Genomic DNA, 14,561 nt, shown 5'->3' on the forward strand with positions numbered 1-14,561 from the left:
CGCGCGTTGGCTCCTTGTGTCAAGCGGAAAACCAATAATCCGGATAAGGCCGCAAAGATCGGTTCACGGGCGTAACCACTGGCCACTGGCGACTCTTTCCGCGTAAGGCGGGCATGGAATCCAATAGGTCCAGGCTGGAATCGAGGTGCGACCGCATAGCACCGCCACCATCACCCGCTGGTACATGCTGTGCCCGCCGGGCCGGAAGCCTTCCAGCCGGTCGATGGGCGGCAGGTCGCGTTGCGGGTCGGTGAAGGTCACCAGCTCTCCGTGGATCAGATTCCAGTCGCCGGTCGGGCGTCCGAAGCACGGCGTGCCGATCTCCTGCTGTCTGCGGGCGTCGGCCAATGGATCAACACTGCCCCGGGCCAGGATCAGGCCTTCCGGCACCTCGATGGCCGGGAACCCGGCGTGGAGATGGTAGAGCCTGCCCCAGACCACGGCCTGTTCGATGCTGCGGGCCTGGGCGCAGAAGCGCTGATGGTTCCAATAGCCCCGTTTCAGGGTGCCGTAGACGAAGAGCCGGAGGATGGTCTCGGGACTGTCTTCCGGATTTGTGTTCAGCTTTGATGGTTCTCCAATGTTCATGCATTCACTCCTTCGGGCAGTGTCCCTTTGCGCTCCTGGGGTATGAAGCGGAATTCGCTGTTTTCGATGGCCCGCACATCCTTGTGGCGGATGGTGAGCATGGTCATGGGCGGCACCTCCAGCTCGCGCCAGCCCGGATCAAAGTCCACGGCAAAGTCGATGAAGGCTGGCTCCGAGGCGTAGAGCACCACCCGGTGCTGGCGGTGGATGCGCAGGCAGAGCGGTTTGTTGCCCTTGAGCACGGTGATGGTGCCGGGGTCGAGCCGCGAGGCCAGCACGGCGCTCATCTGGCCGCGACAGAGGGCGAGCGCCTTCTTCAGGCCCTCCTGGTCGATGGGGCCTTCGGGCGCGAAGCGGTCGGCCAGGCGGAAGATCAGCTCGCTGTCCACTTCGGCGAAGCGCGGCAGCCCGAGACGGCGGAACAGATAATCGGCGTTGTAGATGGTGCCGTTGTGGGTACCGATGACGATCCCGGCCCGGATGGGATGGTTGTTGCGGTTGTTGAACTCGTTGCCCCGGGTGCGCCAGCGGGTGTGGCCCATGAGGATGGTGGTCTCGTTGTCGACCTGCCCGAGCAGCTCCTGGAACGGCTTCTCGTAGACCAGTTCGTGCGCCCGCATCGGCCGCTTGAAGATCCGGTGGCTGCCGTCGATCTTGAGCCAGGCCAGACCGGAGGCGTGCGGGCCGCGCTCCTCGCTGTGCAGCAGCATGCGGATGAAGACCTCGCGCAGGTAATCCTGCTCGTCCGGCCGTCTGCGCTTGCGGCCGAAGATGATGCCTACTTGTCCGCACATGGAGCCGGGTCCTCCTTGCCGCCGAAGTTCTTGCCGAGCGGTCTTGTCCCATCGAGGACGAAGGCCGCGTACTCGCGCCGGTGGCCCGTCAGCCACTCGGCCACCTCTGGGTAGCCCATCTCGGCGGTCAGCCGGGTCACCTCCAGGTGGTCGAGCATGTTGGTGCGCCCGGAGAGCCGCACCGTTTCCAGGGCTTCGAGGAATCGTTCCGGCCAGGGATCGCTGGCCTTGTCGTCGGGCAGGAACTCGATCAGGCCGTGCCGCGCCAGGCGGGTGAGAAACTCGGCGGCCGCAGCGGCGGCGTCCTCCGGCAACGGCTGGGTCGGACCGCCTTCGATGCCGGAGAGCACCTCGGTCATGTAGTCCCGGGGCGCTCGGCTGGCGGTAAACGGCGTCTGGCCGCGCATCAACTCGACAACTTCGAGGCAGTCGGCGGCCTGCAGGGTTTCCCCGCTGCCGGGGATCGGTTCGCCGGAAAGCCGGGTGGAGCGGATCAGAATTTTCATGGAGCCCCTCCTTAAACAGTGAGGCCGGGAACTTGCCCGGCCTCGTTGGTGTGAGTGGTGGTTTCGTCCGGAAGGACCTCCTCCGGTTTAGGCCGTCCGTTCTTGAAGGCGGCGTCGCCGGGCATGTTGGCCATCAGATGCTTGCGGGCGGTCTTAAACTCGTCGCCGATCAGGCCGAGGTGGAGCAGGAAGACTCGAAAGTCGTACTTGGCGCTCTGGGGATCGAAGTCCCGCTTGCGGCTGGAGGCGGCCCGACCGTTGAGCGCCTTGGCGGCGACGGCGAGGCAGAACTGCAGGTAGGCCTTGATCCGTCCCGCGTGGAGGGTCGCCTCGAACCAGCGGAACTCCACCGTGCCCCGGTACCAGATGTTGTGCAGGTTGACCCCGTGGTAGCGGCTGTTGTCGTAGTGCTGGGGCTGGCGGTTGTGATAGCCGTACCAGATGCGGTTGAGCTGGTCCTTGGTGCGGGGGCGATGCTGTTCGATGCGCTGGATCAGCTCGTCGCTCACCGGCCGCGTGTAGCGGTTGAGCCGGTCGCGGCTGATGCCGAGGGCGTGGAGGATCAGCGGCTCCTGCTTGTAGATGATCTTGGCCAGGTTACCCAGGTGCCTGCCGTCGAAGGGCGCGGCGTCGATATGGATGTGGATGCCGCACTGGCTGTTGATCTTGCCTCCGGCGCGGCGGATGGCCCGGACCGCCTCCTGCAGTTGCGGGATGTCGTCGTAGCCGAGCACCGGGCTGACCACCTCGGCCCGCAGATGGGCCGGGACGCTGGTCAGGGAGGCGTCCCCCACCACCTTCCAGACGCGGCCGCGCAGGTCCTCGACCTCCCAGGGGTCATAGCTGCTGGGGATGCCGACATGGCGGACCGTGCCGCCCACCACCGAGTGGATGGCCCAGGCGATCTGTTCCCGGGTGCGTTTTACGGTCTCGATCTCGATCCCGTAGTGGATCTCTTTCAGGTTCATGCGTGCCTCCGTCGTTCGTGGCGCTTCTAAGTCGTTGTCAGGCAAGGCTTTTTAGCCTCCGCTTACACCATGAATGCTTCTTTCCGGACACAAATCAAGTAGAAGAACAGCCGAAGCCGACATTTAACACGTTTATTTTCAATGACTTGCGAACTAGGCCGGATTGGGCGGCGCACAGGCGGCAGAAACCCCGGAACGGGCTGGCCGTATCCGGGGTTTCTGGGTTGGCGGTGGCAGTGAGCCGGTCAGCCGGAGGCGGTATCAGCGGTGATCAGGCTGGCGTGCAGCTCGAGGTTGCGCGACTCGTCGGCCCGCATCCGCGCCAGCAGCGCCGTGAAGGCCTCCGCTTCGTCGGCCGGGAGCTTTGATGCCCGTTCCAGCCGCGCCAGGCGCTGGTGCAGGTTTTCGAGCAGGCCCAGGGCATGGTCGCGGATCAGCCCGTCGCGCTTCTCCTGCGGCGAGGGAATGAACTCGGTCAGGCCGCCTTTGCGTCGAACGATCATGGCCGTGCCTCCTTAGCTCAGGGTCGCGCCCAGCGAATGGATGCGCGGGTAGATCAGCGGCGTGCCGGTCATCTCGGCTTTGTAGCGCACCTTGTTGCCGGTGTTGTCGGTGAAGGTGCGCACCAGGGTGTACTCGGTCCAGTTCTCGTCGATGGGCCGGGTGTCCTGGATGGTCATCGCCTCCCAGGTCAGGCCGCCGTCGTTGCTGGCGAACCATTGCAGGGTGGTGCCACTGGGGATCTGCATCTGCACATAGGCTTTGGTCGATTCCACACCCTGGGTCAGCTCGTTCTCGCGGGTCAGGTAGGCCCCGGTGGTCTTGTTGAGGTAGCCCACCAGGTTGACGTCGCGAAAGTTGATGGCCGGAGTGTCGTTGGAAAGCGAGCTGCTCAGGCGCACGCGGATCTGGACCCGGGTGGCGAGGTTGGGCAGCCGTTCCTCCTCGGCGGGAACCATGGCGTCCCAGGTCACGCCGCCGTCGGTGGAGTATTCCCAGTCGAGACCGGTACCCTGGGGGATGGCCGAGTATTCGTCGAGGTTGATGTCGGAGAACTGCACGCCGGTGATCGGCTGAAAGCGAATCATCCCCTCGGACTGGAAGTTGTAGCCGTAGATCTTCATCGCCAGGTCGGAGCCGTTGAGCGGCGTCCAGGTCTCGGCGTTGGAGCTCTCCAGCAGCACGCCTTCCATATAGGTCTGCCGGGTGATGATGCCCCAGCGGCCCATCTTGCCCAGGGTGGCGGTGCGCACCTTGTAATTGGTGCTGTTGGTCAGCAGCACCACGGAATAGCTGGTGTTGGCCTCGGCGTAGAACGGGTCGTCGAAGCGAATGCGGGTCTCGCCGCTCAGGCTGATCTCGTTCGGGGCCAGCACTTTCTCGGCGAACACCACGCCGTTGGGCAGACCGGTGGTGACGCCGCGAATCTGCACCGTGACCGGAATGCTCGGGTCCCTGGCGGTGAACTGCAGTCCGATGCTGGAAATCACCTGGTTTTGGGTGAAGCTGAAAGTCTGGGCCAGCGGATCGCGGGGCACGAAGATGGTCTGGGTGCGCCAGACCACCTGCACCACGGGCACGCGGATGATGCGGTTCTCGATGATGCGCTCGATGCGGGTGATGACCAGCGGATCGTTGATCTGCAGGCTGGCCCGGGCCGAGTAGACGCCGTCGGCCATCTCCACGATGCGGTTGCCGTTGCGGGCGTTGGTCGGGATGGTGAAGGAGGCGCTGACCCGACCGGCCTCGTCGCTGATCAGGTTGCTGGCCATCACCTGGCCGTCGCAGCGCAGTACGATGCCGGATTTGCTCGGGGTGAAGTTGATGCCGGTGACGGCGATGCCGGTCTGGCCGCGCCGCCCGAGGTTGGGCGTGATCTGCAGCATGGCCGGGGGCTTGTCGAACACGGCGTAGGGGTTGATGTTCCGCTCCTCGGACCAGTCGTTCTGTTCCACCAGCACGGTCTCGTTGCCCGGCAGCAGTGCCAGGCTGCCGAAGAAGCTCGCGTTGCTGCCCGCCTGATCGACCGAGAGCACCGTGGAGTGAGGAATGCGGTCCGGCGCGACGAAACGGGCGATCTCGTTGACTCGGGCGTCCCATTCGGCGTGGTAGATGTCTGACTGGGCGGTGTTCGAGAAGTCGTCCGAGTAGATGCCTTTCTTGGTCTGGGCGTCCCGGTTCTGCAGCTCGTTGTTCATCTGGTACTGGGCGTCGTTGTACTTCAGGTCCTCGACGTCTTGGATGATGTCGTGGATCTGGTCCATGGTGATGCGGGTCAGGCCGAAGTTGCGGATCTCCATGTCGGTGGAGTTGGGCGGGCAGTCGATGCTGCACAGCCCCAGGGCGTTTTCCGGCACGATGGGCAGCTTCGGAAAATCCGCCGGAGCCCCTTCCAGCCGTTTGATCTCGGTGGTGGTGGCGTAAACGATGTCGCGGCGGCCGAGGTAATAGTCGTAGTCCAGGCTGCAGTTGGAGCCGTTCACCGGCTGATCGCCGAGGCTGCCGCGCCCGAAATTGATCACGTTGAGGTTACCCAGCTCGAGCTGCACTGGCGACATGGTGAGCCCGGCGGTGTTGGTGGCCGGAGGCGAAACGGTGCCGATCTCCTCGACGCCGTCGTCGACGTAGGATAGCGCCTCGCTGCCCAGTTCCATCAGGCGCTTGTAGTCGGTGCGTGCGCCGTTGGTGGCGGCCCGGTAGACGCGATAGCCAGTCGCGCCGCTGACCGGCAGCCAGGAGAGCTTGTTCATCTCCCCGGCGGCGGTTGCCCGGGCGATGACCGCAGCGGCGTTGAAGGCCGTCTCGCCGGTGGCGTTGTAGGCAGTCACCAGATAGAAGTAGTTTCCGGCCGCCGGATGGTTGGCCTGCCCGAACCAGCCGCTGTCCACGTAGTCGGTGCCCTTGACCATCTGCTTGGTGTAGGTCCAGCGCACCGTGTAGGTGGTGCCGATGGCCGGTTCGTTGCCGGAGCCGAGCCAGTCGACATGGTTGCCCGACTGTTGCCAGTCCACGCCCTCCTGGAAGATGGTCGCCCCTTGGCTGACCTCGAGGATGTCCACCACGGGATTGGGGTCGAGCAGGTCTTCGCCGCCGCCCACCGAGCCGCGAGTGACGTTGCGGGTAATCTCGACGATGGCCTCCACCTGGGTCGTCTCCTTGAGCGGCGTGGAGTTGACCGGATAGCGGTGCTTGTTGATGTCGAAGGTCTTCTGCTCCCCGCGCACCGACTTGGTGGCGATGGATTTGGGCACCAGGGTCGAAGTGGGCAGATCGCGCTGATGCCGGAAGCCCTGGATGTAGGCGCGTCCGGCGTTGGTGATCGCCTCCACGCTGTCGTCGTCGACGCCGCCGATGAAGGTGTCGAAGCCCCGCACCAGATAGCTTCCGGCCTGGTCGAAGGTGCGCTCGGCCAGATTCTGAATCAGGGAATTGAGCCCTTCGGCGGCGGCGAAGGAGAGCTGGTCCTCGGTGATCGAGGAGACGGTGATCCGGCTGCCCGGCAGCGTGCCCAGCAGATCCCGCAGGTAGAGGTTGGACTTCTCCTGCACCGTGGGCGTGACATCGCCGCTCTCCCGGTCGAACTTGTAGATCGGGATCACCCGGCGCTCGGCCACGTTGTTGGGCAGCGTCTGGCCGCTGGTATCCGTCGCCTTGAGAGAAAGAACCCATTTTTCCCGTTCGGCGGTGGGCTCGCCGGTGGCCGGATTGATCAGGGCCGGGTCCTGGGTGTAGCCGTAGTTGTACTTCAGCAGCTCCACATAGACGTAATCGGCCCCGCTGGTGGTGGCCGGATCATAGGTCAGGGTCGCGCCGCTCACCTGTTCCAGATGGCCGTCGATGTAGACCACGCCCGGGGCCATGGTCAGGACGTTGGCGGCCGCGCTGACCTCGAGGCCCATGATGATGGAGCCTTCCTTGAACAGGATGTCGGCGATCTTGCGCCGCTCCAGGTTGATGATGTCCTGCTGCTCGTTGAGTTCGGAATCCAGCAGGTCGCGATCCTGATGGTAGCGGATGCGCTTGTAGTTCTTGGTCGGGTCGAATGTCTCGCGTGAGATGCTCATGTTTGAATCCTCCAGTTAGATCTTGATGATCCCGACCAGCTCCACGCGGGTGTCGGAAATCTTGTTGAAGTCGGGAATGTTCTTCACCTCGTACAGGTAGCCCGGACGCAGCAACTCGCCGGTCGGGTTGGTGTCCTGATGGAACACGCCTCCCATGGCGAGATCCCCGGTGACGCTTTGCACGTACTGCACGTCGCCGCCGAAGAAGCCGTATTCGCGGATGGTGATGCCGTTGGCCTCTGCCTCGTCGAAGCGGAAGAAAATGCCGATGGTGTTGGTCTCCTCGCCGGTTTCGAGGTAGCGCACGCCGTTGACCAGCAGCGCCCCTTCGGCGTCCTCCTTGAGGAAAGTCCGCTTGTAGTAGCGCTTGCGGGCGCGTTCGTTTCTGAGCCCGGTCTGACCGATGTCCGGCGCGGGCGGATTCTGCGGGTCGCTGAAGCTGGCATCCCCGTCGCCGATGGCGCAGTGGGTGATGCCGTCCACGGCCTGGCCGAGGAGGAGTTTGGCCGTCAGTATCCGGCCGGTTTTGACGATGAGTCCCAGTGCCATTGCTGTTCTCCTTTAGGTCTGAATTTCGTGGTCTTGATCGATGAGCACCGCGAACAGGATCTGGCGCGTGTCGGCCAGCAGCCCGGCCGGGATCGCGATGCGCTGAACGGTGTTGGATAGGCTGATGTGTGCGCCGGACGTCCGGACGCTGGTGTCGATGCTCCGCAGCCAGGGGCGCGTCACCCGCACCGCCGCGTCGGCATCGACGCCCAGACGGCCATGGACGACGAGCCACAGGTCGGCGCTCCGGTTCAGGCGGTTGTTCACGCGAAGTGCGAGGTCGGATTGACGTTCAAGCCGATGGGCGACCCGCATTGCGCTGTCGGCCCGGACCATCACCGTGCGCCTGGCCGGTGCCCCGGAAAACAGTTCGAAAAGCGCTCCAGGTTGCGCCGCTCCAATGGCGAGCAGTTCCGGCCGCCGCGTGCCTCTGCGGGTGGTGATGAATGCCAGTTGTCCCTTATGCACGGCCACGGCGAATCCTCCCGCTGAGCTTGAGCGCCTGGCCCCGGTTCATGGACATAAGCGTTTCCGGACGACGCTGGCCGGTGATCGTGCTGATGGGTTTGAGCTTTCCGCTATGCGTTGCCATGGCTTTACTCCTTCACCGCGCACCAGCCGCCGGTGGTCAGGTTGAACACGCGGTAGCTGTCAGCTCCGATTTGAATGGTGTCTTCCGAGGCGACGTTGCCGCCGCCCACGGAGAAGATCTCGATGAGTTCGCCGCGCAGTTCCTGGTAGGCAGCGGAACCGGACATCGAGGCGAGCCAGGGAAAGAGGATGGTGGTGCCGTAGCGCATCTCTGGATCGGTCTCGCCCTGGAGACCGCCGTTGGCCGCGCCGCAGCGCCCCTGCTGGCCGGAGGCGGAGGTCCAGCCGTCGAACTTGTTCACGGCGTAGAAGGTGCCCGGCGCGTTGTAGTAACTGTTGATGACCGGCTGCGGGTCCTCGCCGATCTTTGCCCCCGAGGCGTAATCCCGAACGAGGACCTCCACAGTAATGGTGTTCGGCGTGGCTGCGGTGTCGATGGCGCTCACCCGCACGCGTTCGATGCCCGCGTCGTCCTTGATCACATAGTCTTGTCCGGGTGTGACTACGGTGGCGTCGTTGACCTGAAGCACCACGCCGCTTCCGGAGGTGACCGCCGCCTGCGTGAGCGCGATGGCCCCGGACCAGAAGCGTTTCAGCAAGCCGCTGTAATGGCCGTAGTAGGTAGAGACGAGCTTGGTCACCACGAAGACGTGGTCCAGATCGGCGAACAGCCAGAAGATGAAGTCGGCGCTGTCCTCCACCCGCAGGTAGGTGTAACTGGTGTGCGAAGCCTCGTTGATGCCTGTGTGGGCGGTCGCGTTCCAATACTGGAATGCGGCGACGTGAATCCGCCCGGAGGTGGTGCTGATACGGAACTGTAGATAAACGTCCTCGGCTCCGGATTCCCCATGCGACTTGAAGACGAAAAACGGCTGCGGGTCGGCCGACTGGTCGTCGTGCAGGGTCCAGCCGGTGGTGGACACCAGGAAGGTCCGCAGTTGATTGAGCAGGTCGAGCCGACCGTGGGCGAGTCCTTGAATGCTGTGGTATGCCATGGCGGCCTCCTTAGAGAATTGGGTTTTCCGTGCCGGTCAGGCGCAGCTTGATGTCGAGTTTGTTCTGCACCGGCGTCCCCGGGAGCACGGTGCAGCGCCGCCAGAAAGACAGCGTCTGCTGGAAGGCCTTGTCGCCGAGATTCAGCGGTGCGCCCTGGGTGGCGGTGTCGAGTTCGGCCTGGGTCAGGGCCAGGCGGTACCAGACCGCTTCGTCGGTGCCGTTTTCATCGATGGGATCGAGCACCAGCCCGGTGTAGTCGTAGCCTGAATAGACGGTCGTTCCGGCGTCGTGCGCGGCCGGAGCGGTGTTGGCCACGCCCCGCTGCACGGTGAGATTGGCGGTGCCGCCGCCGCTTTCGACGAGCATCTGCTCCCCGTCGATGATGATCAGTTCGCCGTCGGCAAAGCGCGGTTCGGCAAGGGCGATGGATGTCTGCGCCGCGTCGATGGCCGAGGCAAGGCTCGTCTGCTCGTTGGCGACGTAGAGTTTCCGATCCTTGATGTCGCCGTCGGTGCCGTTGTAGCTCTCGGCCTCGGGGCGGCTGAAATCCCCCTCGGAAATCTGCTGGGTCAGCGCTTCGTCAAGATAGAGATGAATCGCCATGGGTTCTCCTTCAGGTGGGCCACTGGGTGGCGCGATAGTTGTTGGTGGCGGCATCGAACCCGGCCTGCGTCGGCGCGTGCAGATCCTGCTGACGGAACAGCCAACGATAGGAAGGCCGCGACCAGCGGAATCCGGCCTGGTTGAGGCGCATGCGGCTGACGCGCATGGGGCGGGTCCGATCCACGGAAAGGCGCAGGCCGGTGGTATTGAGCGGGCTTGCGCCCAGCTTCATGGTCTCGACCCGATGGCGCTGGAGAGAGCCTGTGTCCACGTAGACTTCAAGCGAAGCCCGTTCGCCGGTCAGATTCGCATTGCTCAGATACCGGGTGTTCAGGGTGTTCGCGTTGAGCCGGAACACAGGCCCTCTCCGCCGCCATCGGTCGATCCGGTCGACGGCCAAGGTGACGTCCGCGTCGCAGCCAGCGGTGGAGGCGAGCAACAGATTGCTGATGCCGCCCTGGTTGGCGGTGAGGTCAAGACCGGCGTTGAGCCTGGCGCGGCCGAGCTGGAAGCAGCGGCGGTGTCGGGATTCCAAGGGCAGGCGCAGGTCGTACTTGGCCTCCGCCCGCTCGACCGGTTCCGCCTGCGTGTCGAAAAAGAAGTCCTTCTGCCGAAAGCAGTAGCGCAGCGCGGTCTCGCCATGGGTCAGCGGCTTGCGGTTGAGATGGCTCTCGCCCAGCCCGAAGCCGCTTTCCAGCATATCCCCTTCGAAGTCGCGGCCGGTGTAGATGGGCGTGCAGAAGGAAACCCGATCCTCGCCGACACGGGTGTACGGCAGCCGCCAGTCGTTGAGGGCCTTGTGGTTCAGGCGCATCCGGTTCTGGCGGCCGTGAAAACGGGAGACCTTCACGGCGGCCCGGTCGATCTCCGGGATCATCTCCGTGGTGCTGGTGAGCTGCAGCAGCTCCCAGGCCCTCTGCTTATTGGTCAGGTGACGACAGGAACCGAGCGAGGAACGTCCGAGGACGAAGGTCTCGTCGAGAAACGCCAATACGATCCGGCGCACGGCGTTGGCATGCCCGAAGTCGAGCATCGCGCCGCCTTCGATCCATTCCAGGAGGAACTGGAGCCAGAAACAGCGCGTGCCCGCCGGGTGGTGAAACACCAGGGCATCGCGCAGCCCCTCGGTCTGGTTGAGACACAGCACGCGAAACACGCCGAGGCTGAACACCAGCCCGGCCAGCTTGGCTTTGCTGAGTCTGGAACGAGCATTGAGACGAAGAGCCGAGCGGAAGGTCTCCTGCAGTTCCCCCTGCCATCCGAGCGAGTCGAAGTCGCGTTCGATGGCCGGGATAGTGCCCTTGCGGCGATAGATCTCGACCGCCTCCCGCACACGGCGGCGCTGGCAGTCCGGCGAACAGGTGCCGTCCACTTCGAGGCCGACGATTCTCGCCAGCAGCGGCAGGAAGCGTTCGTCGCAGTGGTCGACGTCGAAGATGGTCGGGAAGTCGTCGATGGCCTGCTTGAGCTCGTCGAACGTTCCGGCGGGAAGGCTCAGAAAGGTGCGCAGGTCACCGGCCTCGTCGTTGTGCTCGTAAAGCGGCGGCAGCAGTCCGAGCAGATTGTCCTTGAACCAATCCGACATCAACCGGCCCTCCGCAGATCGAGGTTGACGCTGCCGAGAACCGGGATTTCGCCGTGGCGCAGCTCGATGTCCTGCTGGGGCGCGTACAGATGCATGTGGCTGACGCCGCGCACGCCGTCGATCAGGGCCACCAGGTCGGAGAAGTGAATGGTCTGACCGAAAGAGACCTGGTCGAAGGAAAAGAAATCAGTGAGGGCGGCTTCGATGCGGCTTCGCACGTTTTCCAGCGGTTCACCGAGCCAGACGTAGACCTCGGCGTCGATGGAAACGGGGCGGTAGATCGGATCGAACAGATTGATCTCGACCGTGATGACCTTGCGGCGCTCGAGAAACTCCGCGAGGTCCCGCTTGAGCAGCGCCGAGGGTATTCCGCCGCCGTTGGGGGCGATGGCCAGTTGGACGTTGTAATAGCGGATGTTCTGGCAGGCATTGGTGTCGAGCACCTTGGCCTTGGAGACGCCGGGGTAACCTTCGGCGAGGGCCTGGTAATCCTCCAGGGTGACGGCTTTCCAGAGACTGCGCAGCTCCGCCGGTGCCTGTCGGCGGGCGTGTTCGAGGGCTTCCCGCGAAGCGCCGCCAGTGGCGGGAACAGGATTGGTGACGGTCAGGGAGACCTGGCCGCCGTCGAGGTAGACCGGGCTCAGCAGTTGGGTGATCCGGTTCGGACCGAGATTGCCCTGGTCTCCGATGGTCTGCAGATAGCTGACGGTGATGGCGCTTCCCTGAGCAGGTACAGCGCCACTTTGCCCGTCGCCGAAAATCAGGGTAGAGATGTCGAGCTCATCCAGGTCGGCCATGAAATGGCGGCTGTCGGCCAGGCTGTCCTGAAAATGATCGACCTCGCTCCATGCGTCGTCCCCCACCGTAACGGTGATGGTGCCCTGGGCGATGACGTCGCCGGTCAGGCGGATGCGCTGGAATGGCAGCCCCGTCGATGTGAAGATCTCGGTGCGGCGCACGCCTTGACGGGCCGGGATGTCTACCGAGAGCACACCTCGCGGGATCAGGCCGTCCTCAACCGTCTCGAAATCCGCCTCGCCGTCATTCAGCAAGGCGCGGCAGGCCGTTCCCGCCGGAATGGTCAGGTCCTTGCCGAGGGGGGCGGAGAGCCGAAAACGCAGCGTGGTGGTGGAGGCCACCGGCGAATCCAGCCGGTAGCCGATGAGCTTGCAGAGGTTGATGACGTTCTGGCGCTGGCGGGCCGTGGGCAGAAAGGCCTCCGCCGCCTGGGCGTCCAGGTAGTAGGCCAGCATGTCGCCCACGCCGCAGAACAGATCGAGCAGGACGACGCCGAGATCGGAGTGGTTGAAATCGGTCCAGCGGTCGGTGAGCTGCGGAATCTTCGCCAACAGCTCCTGGCGGATCGATTCGTAATCCTTGTTGATATATCCGATGCTTGCGCGGCCCATGGTCTCTCCGGTTTTCGGCGGTTATGCGAGAGCGCCTGATGCTCTCGCCACGCCGGTTACTTACCGGAAGGGGCCTGGATGTGTCGGAGGCGGGATGCCTCAGAGCGGGCCGCGCAGTTGCCAGACGGGATTGGGCTGTCCGGAGGTGTTGTTGAGGTAGTGGGATTCCTTCTTGCCCTCGAAATAGAACAGGCCGATGCGACCAGACTCCGACGTGGTGATCCGGTGAACGGTGCCAGCGGCGTTGTCTTCCGCCTGGCTCTGGGTGTTGAAGCCCAGACCGCTCGCAGCCAGATAGAGGGCATGCTCGGCCTGGGGCGCTTCCGTTTCAGGCGCTCCCTCGAAAACCAGGTAATGGCCGTGATTGTCACCCGGATCGCTAACGATCCATTTGCCGTTGCGGTCCTGAAAGGCTCCCGCGATGTAGGCGACTTCGTATTCCCCGGCTGGCCAGATGAAGGAATCGTCCGGATCGGGGCTCATCTCGGCTGCGTCGAACCAGAGCAGATTGAACAGCGAGCGCACGTCCGGTGACAGGCGCACGCTGCGCACCGGCGGCGGTTCCGGCTCGGGTTCCGGCTGGGGATAGCTGGGCGCGGGATTGTTCGGGTCTTCTCTGTAGAAGGGATAGACCAGGTTGCCGTCCACCTGGCTCTGGATCACCCGGTAGGCGATATGCACCAGCAGCAGGTTGCCGTCGATGTTCAGCGGTCGGTCGTCGAAGCGCACCTCCGTGATGATCACCCGCTTTTCCCAGCGCTTGATGGCGTCGATCACGTAATGACGCAGCAGGCCCTTGAGCACCTCGTCGTTCTGTTCGAACACCAGATCCTTCAGCCTGGAGCCGAACTCCGGATTCATGAACCGTTCGCCGATCCGGGTGCCGAGGATCTGCAGGATGCTTTCGCGGATATGTTCGTGCTCCCGCGAGGTGGCGGCCGAGATCTGGGTGCCGCCGGATACCGACTGAAACCGGAACGGGTAACGCAGCCCCTTGCCGAGAAAGTCGTAGCTCATCAGGCACGCTCCTCGCAGTCGAGGCCGCATTGACCGGCGCAGCCATTTTCCGGTGCGCTGTCATCGACGGCTTCTCCCTGGAACCGGATCACCAGATCCAGACCGCGCTTGAGCCCAAGGTGGATGGTTCCGTCCGCCTCGATCAGCCCGCCGTGGCCGGACTGGCCGCACTGGAATCCCTTGGCTCCGCCGGAGAGCAGACGGACGGCGATGGTTTCGCCGATGCCCTCGATGCGGCCGATGCCGATGATGTCGATTGGTCCGGCCGGGTTGATCAGGGTGATGAACCGCTCCCGGTGATCGACGTCGAGACGGATGCCATCGGGCAGAACCACCGCGAAGCGTTCCGCGCCCATGGCGGTCGGCTCGGTCCCGGCAGGCAGTCCGCTGATACCGGCTGCCTCCTGGGTCGCGCTCAGATAGGACTCGACCAGGGTGTAAAGGCGTCCCGGGGCGACCTCGACGGCCGTGCCGGGTCCGGGGGTGACGACCTGCTGCTCCCCGGCGTCGATGACGCAGATTCGCTGATCGTCAGTGGTCCGCAGAATCATGCCGTCGGGCAAGGTGAAGAGCCGGTTGCCGTCCGGCAGATCCCGGGGCTCGGTGCCCGCTGGTAGTTCGACGAAGGGATAGAAATCGGGCTCCGGCTCGATCTGAACCTGGTCCAGGTACTCCTGGGTCCTGGCCTGCTGGGCCTCCAGATAGGCCTGGGCCTGGCCGCGCATCGCCTCCGAAGCGGCGTGACCGGCTTCCAGCAGCGTGCGGATGCCGGAAAGCTCTTCACGGATGCCGGACAGGTGATCGCAGAGCGCCCGTAAAACATACTGCTGTTCGCCGGAATCGGTCTGCTCGATAGTGGCCTGCAATTCGGAGGGTTCTTCGGAAATCATG

General features: G+C 64.1%; 15 protein-coding genes. All 15 read right to left on the minus strand.

Annotation, left to right across the window (positions count from 1 at the left end):
• Positions 1-63: 63 nt before the first annotated feature.
• Positions 64-588 (minus strand): gamma-glutamylcyclotransferase family protein, encoded by a 525-nt coding sequence (locus LF599_RS13370; RefSeq protein ID WP_011367005.1) that lies wholly within the window; start codon positions 586-588, stop codon positions 64-66.
• Positions 585-1,382: a glucosamine 6-phosphate synthetase gene (locus LF599_RS13375; RefSeq protein ID WP_011367004.1), complete on the minus strand. Its 798-nt coding sequence runs from the start codon at positions 1,380-1,382 to the stop codon at positions 585-587. Before LF599_RS13375 ends, LF599_RS13370 begins: the two co-directional genes overlap by 4 nt.
• A complete protein-coding gene (locus LF599_RS13380; protein ID WP_011367003.1) occupies positions 1,367-1,888 on the minus strand; it encodes a DUF5049 domain-containing protein in 522 nt (173 codons plus the stop codon). The genes LF599_RS13375 and LF599_RS13380 overlap by 16 nt, the downstream gene beginning before the upstream one ends.
• An 11-nt stretch (positions 1,889-1,899) precedes the next feature.
• Positions 1,900-2,856 carry an amidoligase family protein gene (locus tag LF599_RS13385; protein WP_028588142.1) on the minus strand — a complete coding sequence of 319 codons (957 nt, stop codon included), beginning with the start codon at positions 2,854-2,856 and terminating at the stop codon, positions 1,900-1,902.
• Positions 2,857-3,101: 245 nt separating this feature from the next.
• Entirely contained in the window at positions 3,102-3,359 is a 258-nt protein-coding gene (locus LF599_RS13390; RefSeq protein WP_028588143.1) for a hypothetical protein, read from the minus strand.
• A gap of 12 nt (positions 3,360-3,371) precedes the next feature.
• The gene (locus LF599_RS13395) at positions 3,372-6,920 is read right to left on the minus strand and encodes a DUF4815 domain-containing protein (protein ID WP_144234510.1); all 3,549 of its coding nucleotides are present in this window, start codon (positions 6,918-6,920) and stop codon (positions 3,372-3,374) included.
• 15 nt (positions 6,921-6,935) lie between these two features.
• Entirely contained in the window at positions 6,936-7,469 is a 534-nt protein-coding gene (locus LF599_RS13400; protein WP_054033040.1) for a hypothetical protein, read from the minus strand.
• A gap of 12 nt (positions 7,470-7,481) precedes the next feature.
• The gene (locus LF599_RS13405; protein WP_269943754.1) at positions 7,482-7,943 is read right to left on the minus strand and encodes a hypothetical protein; all 462 of its coding nucleotides are present in this window, start codon (positions 7,941-7,943) and stop codon (positions 7,482-7,484) included.
• Entirely contained in the window at positions 7,930-8,061 is a 132-nt protein-coding gene (locus tag LF599_RS13410; RefSeq protein WP_268750702.1) for a hypothetical protein, read from the minus strand. Before LF599_RS13410 ends, LF599_RS13405 begins: the two co-directional genes overlap by 14 nt.
• Positions 8,062-8,065: 4 nt before the next feature.
• The gene (locus LF599_RS13415) at positions 8,066-9,055 is read right to left on the minus strand and encodes a hypothetical protein (protein ID WP_279521136.1); all 990 of its coding nucleotides are present in this window, start codon (positions 9,053-9,055) and stop codon (positions 8,066-8,068) included.
• A gap of 10 nt (positions 9,056-9,065) precedes the next feature.
• Positions 9,066-9,659 (minus strand): hypothetical protein, encoded by a 594-nt coding sequence (locus tag LF599_RS13420; RefSeq protein WP_279521137.1) that lies wholly within the window; start codon positions 9,657-9,659, stop codon positions 9,066-9,068.
• Positions 9,660-9,669: 10 nt separating this feature from the next.
• Positions 9,670-11,244 (minus strand): phage tail protein, encoded by a 1,575-nt coding sequence (locus LF599_RS13425; RefSeq protein ID WP_279521138.1) that lies wholly within the window; start codon positions 11,242-11,244, stop codon positions 9,670-9,672.
• Positions 11,244-12,653 (minus strand): baseplate J/gp47 family protein, encoded by a 1,410-nt coding sequence (locus LF599_RS13430; RefSeq protein WP_279521139.1) that lies wholly within the window; start codon positions 12,651-12,653, stop codon positions 11,244-11,246. The genes LF599_RS13425 and LF599_RS13430 overlap by 1 nt, the downstream gene beginning before the upstream one ends.
• A gap of 99 nt (positions 12,654-12,752) precedes the next feature.
• Entirely contained in the window at positions 12,753-13,670 is a 918-nt protein-coding gene (locus LF599_RS13435) for a GPW/gp25 family protein (protein WP_269943761.1), read from the minus strand.
• On the minus strand, positions 13,670-14,560 hold the full coding sequence (locus LF599_RS13440; protein ID WP_279521140.1) for a hypothetical protein: 891 nt from the start codon (positions 14,558-14,560) through the stop codon (positions 13,670-13,672). Before LF599_RS13440 ends, LF599_RS13435 begins: the two co-directional genes overlap by 1 nt.
• Position 14,561: the final 1 nt, after the last annotated feature.

The sequence above is a fragment of the Pseudodesulfovibrio thermohalotolerans genome (assembly GCF_021353295.2).
In the GTDB taxonomy this organism is placed as follows: Bacteria; Desulfobacterota; Desulfovibrionia; order Desulfovibrionales; family Desulfovibrionaceae; genus Pseudodesulfovibrio; species Pseudodesulfovibrio thermohalotolerans.

Bases quoted from the DNA above. Each gene is read 5' to 3' on its own strand.
- LF599_RS13370 (WP_011367005.1), bottom strand. From the start codon at position 588: ATGAACATTGGAGAACCATCAAAGCTGAACACAAATCCGGAAGACAGT.
- LF599_RS13375 (WP_011367004.1), bottom strand. From the start codon at position 1,382: ATGTGCGGACAAGTAGGCATCATCTTCGGCCGCAAGCGCAGACGGCCG.
- LF599_RS13380 (WP_011367003.1), bottom strand. From the start codon at position 1,888: ATGAAAATTCTGATCCGCTCCACCCGGCTTTCCGGCGAACCGATCCCC.
- LF599_RS13385 (WP_028588142.1), bottom strand. From the start codon at position 2,856: ATGAACCTGAAAGAGATCCACTACGGGATCGAGATCGAGACCGTAAAA.
- LF599_RS13390 (WP_028588143.1), bottom strand. From the start codon at position 3,359: ATGATCGTTCGACGCAAAGGCGGCCTGACCGAGTTCATTCCCTCGCCG.
- LF599_RS13395 (WP_144234510.1), bottom strand. From the start codon at position 6,920: ATGAGCATCTCACGCGAGACATTCGACCCGACCAAGAACTACAAGCGC.
- LF599_RS13400 (WP_054033040.1), bottom strand. From the start codon at position 7,469: ATGGCACTGGGACTCATCGTCAAAACCGGCCGGATACTGACGGCCAAA.
- LF599_RS13410 (WP_268750702.1), bottom strand. From the start codon at position 8,061: ATGGCAACGCATAGCGGAAAGCTCAAACCCATCAGCACGATCACCGGC.
- LF599_RS13415 (WP_279521136.1), bottom strand. From the start codon at position 9,055: ATGGCATACCACAGCATTCAAGGACTCGCCCACGGTCGGCTCGACCTG.
- LF599_RS13420 (WP_279521137.1), bottom strand. From the start codon at position 9,659: ATGGCGATTCATCTCTATCTTGACGAAGCGCTGACCCAGCAGATTTCC.
- LF599_RS13425 (WP_279521138.1), bottom strand. From the start codon at position 11,244: ATGTCGGATTGGTTCAAGGACAATCTGCTCGGACTGCTGCCGCCGCTT.
- LF599_RS13430 (WP_279521139.1), bottom strand. From the start codon at position 12,653: ATGGGCCGCGCAAGCATCGGATATATCAACAAGGATTACGAATCGATC.
- LF599_RS13435 (WP_269943761.1), bottom strand. From the start codon at position 13,670: ATGAGCTACGACTTTCTCGGCAAGGGGCTGCGTTACCCGTTCCGGTTT.
- LF599_RS13440 (WP_279521140.1), bottom strand. From the start codon at position 14,560: ATGATTTCCGAAGAACCCTCCGAATTGCAGGCCACTATCGAGCAGACC.